Annotated in this window: 6 protein-coding genes; 3 read left to right on the top strand and 3 right to left on the bottom strand. The window is 69.7% G+C overall.

The genetic code is table 11. The features are described from left to right. Positions 1-360 (top strand): 6-phosphogluconolactonase (locus FL311_RS38990; RefSeq protein ID WP_194869559.1); only part of this gene is annotated, 360 nt, incomplete at its 5' end. 4 nt (positions 361-364) lie between these two features. Here FL311_RS38990 and FL311_RS38985 read toward each other — a convergent pair. Further along, positions 365-1,996: a von Willebrand factor type A domain-containing protein gene (locus tag FL311_RS38985; RefSeq protein ID WP_141332719.1), complete on the bottom strand. Its 1,632-nt coding sequence runs from the start codon at positions 1,994-1,996 to the stop codon at positions 365-367. Positions 1,997-2,586: 590 nt separating this feature from the next. Here FL311_RS38985 and FL311_RS38980 point away from each other — a divergent pair. Continuing rightward, positions 2,587-4,395: a hypothetical protein gene (locus FL311_RS38980; protein WP_228557373.1), complete on the top strand. Its 1,809-nt coding sequence runs from the start codon at positions 2,587-2,589 to the stop codon at positions 4,393-4,395. A 197-nt stretch (positions 4,396-4,592) separates the two neighbouring features. On the opposite strand, the gene FL311_RS38975 is transcribed toward FL311_RS38980, so the two are convergent. Beyond that, positions 4,593-4,814 (bottom strand): hypothetical protein, encoded by a 222-nt coding sequence (locus FL311_RS38975; RefSeq protein WP_141332718.1) that lies wholly within the window; start codon positions 4,812-4,814, stop codon positions 4,593-4,595. 692 nt (positions 4,815-5,506) lie between these two features. Here FL311_RS38975 and FL311_RS38970 point away from each other — a divergent pair. After that, positions 5,507-6,334, top strand: coding sequence for a glycosyltransferase (locus FL311_RS38970; RefSeq protein ID WP_141332717.1), 828 nt, complete (start codon positions 5,507-5,509; stop codon positions 6,332-6,334). 119 nt (positions 6,335-6,453) lie between these two features. On the opposite strand, the gene FL311_RS38965 is transcribed toward FL311_RS38970, so the two are convergent. Continuing rightward, positions 6,454-7,463 (bottom strand): lytic transglycosylase domain-containing protein (locus tag FL311_RS38965; protein ID WP_228557372.1); only part of this gene is annotated, 1,010 nt, incomplete at its 5' end.

Below are 7,463 nucleotides of genomic sequence, written 5' to 3'. Positions count from 1 at the left end.
GTGTTGGTGGGGGTGGGCGCGGATGGGCACCTGGCGTTCAACGCGCCGTCGGACCCCCTGCGCGCGCGCTGTCATCGGGCGAAGCTGAGCCGTGGGGCGCGTGAGGCGAACGCGATGTTCTTCGGGGATGACGCGAGCCGCGTGCCGCTGGAGGTGCTGACGCTGGGCATGGGCGCGCTCATCCAGTCGCGCCGGGCGATGCTGCTGGCGTTCGGCGCGCAGAAAGCGGAGGCGGTGAAGGCGCTGGTGGAGGGGCCGCTGACGCCTTCGTGTCCCGCGTCGTTCCTGCAGCTGCACCGCGACGTGGAGGTGTGGCTGGACGTGCCCGCCGCGAGCGCGCTGGCGGGCCGCGTCCAGTAGGGCCTCAGCGCGAGCTGCTGGCGAGGCGCGGGGCGAGAAGCTGGCGCAGCTTGCCGAGCAGCGTGAGGAACTCCGCGCGGTCCTCCTGCCCGTGGGTGGCGTCCGCCGCGAGCGAGTGGATGCGGGAGAAGTTGCGCTCGTCGGTGGTCAGGGTGCCGCGCAGCAGGTCCGCGGTGCTGGCGACCGCCGCGGCGAAGCGCAGGTCATCCGAGGCGCGGTCCAGCGACGCCTTCACCTCGTTGCGGTTCAGCACGAAGCGCTGCTCGGCGGCCTCGGAGTCACCCGGCTTCTTGGCGCGCACGCGCACGGTGGCCACCGTGTCCCCCTCGCCCGTCAGGTCCAGCTCGTAGAGCGCGGTGACGGTGTGGCCCGCGCCCACCTCGCCCGCGTCGACGTCATCCTTGCGGAAGTCCGCGTCGGCGATGGCGCGGTTCTCGTAACCGAGCAGCCGGTACGCGCGCACCGCCGTGCGGTCGAACTCCACCTGAATCTTCACGTCCTGGGCGATGACCTCCAGCGTGCCGCCCAGCTGGTCCCGGAACACGCGCTGCGCCTCGCGCTCCGAGTCGATGTAGTAGCAGTTGCCGTTGCCCTGGTTGGCCAGCTTCTCCATCAGCTCGTCACGGTAGTTGCCCATGCCGAAGCCAATGGTGGACAGGGTGACGCCCTCCTTCACGTACCGACGGATGCTGCCGAGCATCGTCTCCACCGTCTGGTTGCGGCCCAGGTTGGTGTCGCCGTCCGTCAGCACGATGACGCGCGAGACGCGCTGTGAGCCCGCCATGCGCACCGCCTGACGGTAGGCGAGCTCCAGGCCATCCCCCATGGCGGTGCCACCGCCCGCGGAGAGCGCGTCGATGGCGGCGTTGATGCGCTTGCGCTCCTTGGCGGGCGTGGGCTCGAGCACGGTGGACACGCCGCCGGCGTAGGTGGTGATGGCCACGGTGTCGTGGGGGTTGAGCCCCTCCACCGCGAGCTTCACCGACTTCTGGACGAGCGCCAGCCGGTCGGGCCCCTGCATGGAGCCGCTGGTGTCCACGAGGAAGACCAGGTGCGTGGGCTTGCGCTCGGCCCTGGCGACGTGGCGTCCCTGGAGGCTCACCTTGAGCAGGTGCTGGCGCTCCGCGAAGGGCGAGGGAGCGGCCTCGAGCGCGACGTGGAACGGGCCGTGCCCCGGGGGTGGCGCGGGGATGGCGTAGCGGAAGTAGTTGACCCACTCCTCCACGCGCACGTTGGACGGGTGGGGGAGCTGGTGCTCCGTCACCGAGCGGCGGAACTGGGTGTAGGAGGCGGTGTCCACGTCCACCGCGAAGGTGGAGAGGGCGTCCTCGCGCACGTCGGTGCGCGGATTGATGGCCTGGGGCGCGCCGCTGGGGGCCGGGGCCTGTGCGACGGGGACGCTGGCCCGCTGCCCGGTGTCGGAGTCGCCATGGGCGTCGTTGTTGCCGAAGGTCCTCATGCTCTTGCGCTGGAGGCCCGCCGAGCCCGAGGCGACGGCCTCATGGTTCCCCGTGAGCGACGAGGCGCTGGCGCCGAAGAGCTTGCGGATGTTGTCGCCGTACAGCGTGACGCCGCCGCCGAGCAGCGCGAGCGTGACGAACAGCGTGACGAGGATGCGGGTGAAGCGCTTGCTCATGGGGCCTCGGGGCGTGGCGGAAGAAGGCATTGCGTGGACGGACTCGTCTCATGGGCGCCTCACCGCGCGCGTCCGTCATCCGCCCGAGGTCGGTCATCAGGAGGAGGTCGGTCATTTGACCGATGCCCTCGCGCGGGAGGAGCCGGAGGCGGGACGCCTCGGGTTGGATGTCTGGGATTGCCCCAGCTCCGTCGGAAGGTGGACAGCCATGGAAAGAGGGCTTGTTGACGGTATGTCAACAGGAGGACATCCTTTCTGGCGAAGCAGTCACGAGTGGCCCCCATGCGCTCCTTCCCCTGGTCCTCGATTGCCGAGCAGGTCTCGCTCCTCGCGCGCGCGAGTGGAGTGACGACCGTGCGTGGGACGAGGGCTGTCGGGTGCGCTCGGCGAGGCGCCCGACGATGTCCCCTCCGCGCGCACTTCCGCCTCGCTGTCAGGGATGCCCGCCCTGGAGTCCGCCGTGGTGGCGGCGCTCCGGACGGGCCTGGCCTGCTTCCCTCCGTGTCGTGGCGGCCGGGAAGCGGGAACACGCAGCGAAGGAGCGTTTCCTGCGCGTCGTCAGGAAGTCACTCACAGGAAGCCGTTGCGCCGTGTCATTCATTCGCACGTGGGTTGCCGTGGCGACGCTGGCGGTCCCCGGCGTCGGCGCCGCGAATGACTTGTTGAAGAGCAGTCGAGGCGGTTCGGTGCAGTGGGACTTCTGCGGCGTGGGCGCGCTGTTCACGGGCACCGACTACACCGTGCCCGCGGCCGCGTTCGGCATCGCGACGTTCTCCACCGCGCAGTACAACGAGCTGTGGCGGGTCTGGGGCTTTCCCTTCCGTCCCGACAACTTCGACACCCTGGTCTCGCAACGCTACGGCTCGGGGTTGAGTCCCAAGCGCAACCCCTATCCGCTGCCGGGGCAGTTCCCGAACCTCTCCAACGGCGGCAGCGGGCAGCTGCCGGAGATGCTCACGCAGCTGCGCAATCCGGATGGCAGCTGGAGCGGGCGCATCGGCGTCACCTGCCACGCCTGCCACAGCGGCATGGTGGGAAAGCCCTCGGATGGTCCGGGGATGGGCGTCCAGGTGGGCGGTGGCAGCAGCCTGGCGGACCTGGACCTGTTCCTGAGTGATTTGCTGCCGCTGGGGTATCCCGCGTCGCTGGCCACGTTCCTGAACCTCAACCGCACGCGCGGTACGAACAACGCCAGTGACATCAACCTGGCCTTCCTGTTCCCGGACGAGAAGCTGCTGCGTCCCTCGGAGGTGATTGGGCTCATCAACTCCGGCTCCACCGCCGGCATGGACACGCCGGCGTGGTGGAACATGGGGCACCGTCCGGTGAAGTTCGTCGACGGGGTGTTCCCGATGGATGCGCCGCGCGTGGACATGGTGTTCTACACGCCGTTCATCGGTCTGTTCGGAAGTGCCGGCGGGCCGCTGAGCGAGGCGGGACAGGACTGGATGCGGGAGAACGGCCCGTCGCTCAACACCTGGGTGGACGCGCTGAAGTCCCCGCCGTATCCGCTGCCCATCAACCCGACGTTGGCGGAGCAGGGGGCGGTGCTGTTCCACACGCTCGACATGTGGGCGCCCTCGCGCAACAACACGGTGCCCCGGCCGCAGGGCAACGGCTCGTGCGCGAGCTGCCACGGTGCGTACGCGCCCCGGTACGTCAATGACCCGTCCTTCCTCGCGTCCCCGACGCTGGAGGGCATGGCGAGCTACATCGTCCCGCTGGACATCATCGGCACGGACCCCGTGCGCGTGAACACGAACAACGCGGCGGTGCAGTCGGCGGGGGCGAAGAACTTCTTCGGCTATCCGACGACGGCGGGGACGGACCAGGACTGCGGTCCGCAGAACCAGCCGCACATCCGGGGCAACCGCCCGCTGGGCTATCTGGCGCCGCCGCTCTATGGCGTCTGGGCCACGGCGCCGTACTTCCACAACGGCTCGGTGCCGAACGTGTGGGAGGTGCTCAAGCCGTCGGACCGCAAGCCCATCTGGCGCCGGGTCTCCACGCCGCCGCGGTGGGACCAGCCGCTGGTGGTGATGGGGTTCGACACGGACCTGCAGCGCGCGTTCGACTCGACGAAGCTGGGGTGGAAGTACGACACGATTGCCTGCAAGTGGCGCGGGCCGTTGAACCCGGCGGTGTCGCCGTACATCAACTGCCAGCCGGGGGATGAGTTCACCACGCCGCTGGCTCAGGAGCTGATGAACGTGCTGTTCAGCAACCTGATTGTCTCCTGGAACATCCTCTTCCCGCCCACGCGCACGCGGCAGCAGTTGGAGGACCGGAAGATCTACAACACGAACGCCTTCGGCCAGGACAACGGCGGGCACGAGTTCAACTCCGTGCTCACCGACCCGGAGCGTCTGGCGCTCATCGAGTACATGAAGACGCTGTAGCGACGTCCCGTGGGTGGTTGGAGTCGAGGCACGGGGTGGAATGCTCCGTGCCTCGACTCTTGGAGCACGCACACCTCGCTGACGGCGTCCTGCAGCGCAGGCGATGGCTTCCGGCGCATCACGTCGAAGGGGGACTCCGGGCACCTTGGTCCAGCCCGGCGCCGCGGCAGGGAAGGGGTGTTCCCGTGCCGCGGTGCTCAGTCGGAGTGTCTTTCTCCACCGCGCGCCGGGCTCCTGTAAGGCAGCACGAACAGGTACAGGCCGGTGAGCAGGAGCAGGAGGAGTGGAGGCAGCGCCAGGTAGGCGACCCAGACGGGCGGCGCCTGCTGCCCCATGACGGCGAGGTTGGCGATGACCGCCACCGTGAAGGCCACGGACAGCCAGCGGTGGGTTTGACGGAATCCTCGGTTCCAGCTCATGGGGCGCTCCTGGGATGTCGAAAGCAGGCACGACCCCGGAGGCAGACGCATCACGGTGTCGCACGAGCCATGAGGCCACTGTGGAGCACTGTCCGGGCGGGTGCTTCTCGAATCCTGCTCGTTTCCACCGAGGAACTCGGGGCATCGGGGCGCTGTCCCCTCCAGTGCTCGACGCCGCTGGAGTGGAAGAATCCATTGGCGCTGTGCTGTCGATGAAGCAGCGGCCGGAGTTGTTGTCCAGACATGACACGAGTGCTTTTGTGAGGAATCCCTGGCGTGCCCATGGCACGCGACGGGGGAGTATATTCGCGGCGCATTCGGACGGTCGCGGTGTTCATCTCGGGCCTGGCGAGCGGCCAGGTCATTGGCCCGTTTGTCGTTGATTCGTGAGGCCGAGGATTCACGACCCGGACGTTTGTCGCAGTGCAGTCCAAGCCGTGTGCGGATGTGGGCCGGACATTCTTCGGTCGACTGTCTTCAGGGGCCCTCGTGAACTCTCGTTTGACTTCGAGTTTTTCGTCTCCGCGTGGGGCTCGCTCGCCCTCAAGCTCGTTCCCTTCAGCCTGTTGGGCCTGCTCCTCGTTGCGCCCGAAAGCCAGGCTGCGTGTGTCGACCTTCCAGCGGGAAACAGGTGGGCTAGGCTCCAGCGGGACACGGTCGCATCCAGTCCGTGTGGGAAAGGCGGCGGAGGCGTGCGACTCGCTGGGTACGTGATTCACGGAAACAACCAGGACACCTTGCCCCGATGTCTGGAAGGCCTGCTGGCGGTTTGTGATGAGGTCGTCGCCCTGGACTCCCTGTCCACGGACGGCTCCACGGAGATTGCCCGGAGGATGGGGGCGCGCTCCGTGTCGGTGGCCTGGGCGGGTTATGGCGCCGCCCGGGCCGCCGCCATCGAGGCGCTGGGCCCCTCCGACTACGTCTTCTTCCTCGACTCGGATGAGCACCTGGGCGAGGAGGCCATCCAGACCCTCCGGGCCTGGAAGGAGCGCCAGCCCCAGGAGGCCGTCTACAGGCTGCCCCGGCACGACTGGGCCGAGGTCGACGGCCAGCGTTTCCTGTACCGCACGGAGTGGCGTGCGCGCCTCATCCGCAGGGACGTCGCCGTGTGGCGGCCCGAGATGATCGTCCACGAGGCGTTGCCGCGCATGCGCGCGGGGCGGCTGTCCGCGCCCATCGAGCACCGGTTCGCCACATCCGTCTCGCTTCGCTCAGCCAAGGAGCACCGCTACGCGCTGCTCTGGGCGGTCATGGCGCTGGCGGAGGGGCGCAAGTCCAAGCCCGCGATGTTCCAGCGCCCGGCGCATCTCTTCAGGGATGGGGTGCTGCATGGGGCGTTGTGGCGCGGCGGATGGGCCGCGCTGAAGCTCGCATGGGTGGTGGCGGGTTACCACGCGGCCAAGTACCGCTATCTGCGCGACCTGCGACAGGGGGGGTACCCGGAGCTGGTCCGGGCGTTCCAGGAGCGACGCTACGGCGAGCTGTTCCAGCAGGTCCGGACCCTGGAGCTCGAGCCCTGACGCTCGCCTTAGCTCTCGGCGAGGCGCGTGAGGGCGACCGCTTTGGAGGACGCCCCTGAAGGTGACTCCCTGATGAAGGCAGCCCCGGCCTGGGTGGCGTGCCTGGTGTGTCGGCGGGCTCAGCCCTGGCGCGTGCCGGGCGTCACGGCGGGCTTCGCCTGTGTCGCGCGGGTCGGTGCCTTCACGGGCGCGCTCCGCGGCTTCTCCGGAGTCTTGGCCGAGGGCGTGGGCTTCGCCGCGACAGGCTTTGCCGCCGGCGGCTTCGGTCGAGGCGCCGTGGCGCCCGTCTTCATGGCCGCCGTCGAAGCGGGGCGCGGAGGCTCCGCCTTCGCCGTCGAGGGAGGAGAGGACGCCACCTTCGCCCCCTTCGTCGTCTCGCGCTGGGGCCGAGCGGGGACGACAGCCTTGCGCGCCCCCGTCTGCGCCGGCCTCACCGCCGGAGCCGGCTTCACCACCGCCGCGCGCACGGGCGTCTCCACGGCCACCACCGGCACGGGCCGCGCGCGCGCCGCCACCGCGGGCCGCGCAGGCGGCTCCGGCCGCGTCCGAGCCCACGCCGTGAGCACCTTCGGCACGTAGTACTCCGTCTCCCCGTTCCTCGGCACGCGCCCGTTCACCGCACCGGGCCCCGCGTTGTACGCGGCCACCGCGAGCCGCACGTCGCGAAAGCGCCGCAGCTGCTCGGCCAGGTACCGCGCGCTCCCATCCAGCGCGGGCTCCGGGTCGAACGGGTCCTCCACGCCGAGCATCTTCGCCGTCGTCGGCATCAGCTGCCCCGGGCCCATCGCACCGGCCGGGGAGATGCGGTGCACCCGCCCCTCCGACTCCACCAGCACCAGCGCGTGCAGCAACCCCTCGGGCAGCCCATGCCGCCGCTCCGCTCGCGCGATGAGCGGCTCCAGCGGCTCATGCCCATCCCACAGACACGAGGGCCGATGCGCCGCGTACGAGCGCAGCGCGTTCACCTTCATCTCCAGGAACGAGGGCGACAGGGGCGAGATGTGCGTGTCCCCCAGCCACGCGACGGCCGTGTTGATGAGCACCAGCGGCGCCGCCGCCGCCAGCCCCACCCACGCCCACCACGGAATGCTGAAGCCACCCAGGGCCCGCTTGCGTCCCACCTCCCCAC

The organism is Myxococcus sp. AB025B, from assembly GCF_006518215.1.
In the GTDB taxonomy this organism is placed as follows: Bacteria; Myxococcota; Myxococcia; order Myxococcales; family Myxococcaceae; genus Myxococcus; species Myxococcus fulvus.
The sequence above is the reverse complement of the archived record's forward strand: the minus strand, read 5'-3'. Positions and strand labels throughout refer to the sequence as shown.

Bases quoted from the DNA above. Each gene is read 5' to 3' on its own strand.
- FL311_RS38985 (WP_141332719.1), bottom strand. From the start codon at position 1,996: ATGAGCAAGCGCTTCACCCGCATCCTCGTCACGCTGTTCGTCACGCTC.
- FL311_RS38975 (WP_141332718.1), bottom strand. From the start codon at position 4,814: ATGAGCTGGAACCGAGGATTCCGTCAAACCCACCGCTGGCTGTCCGTG.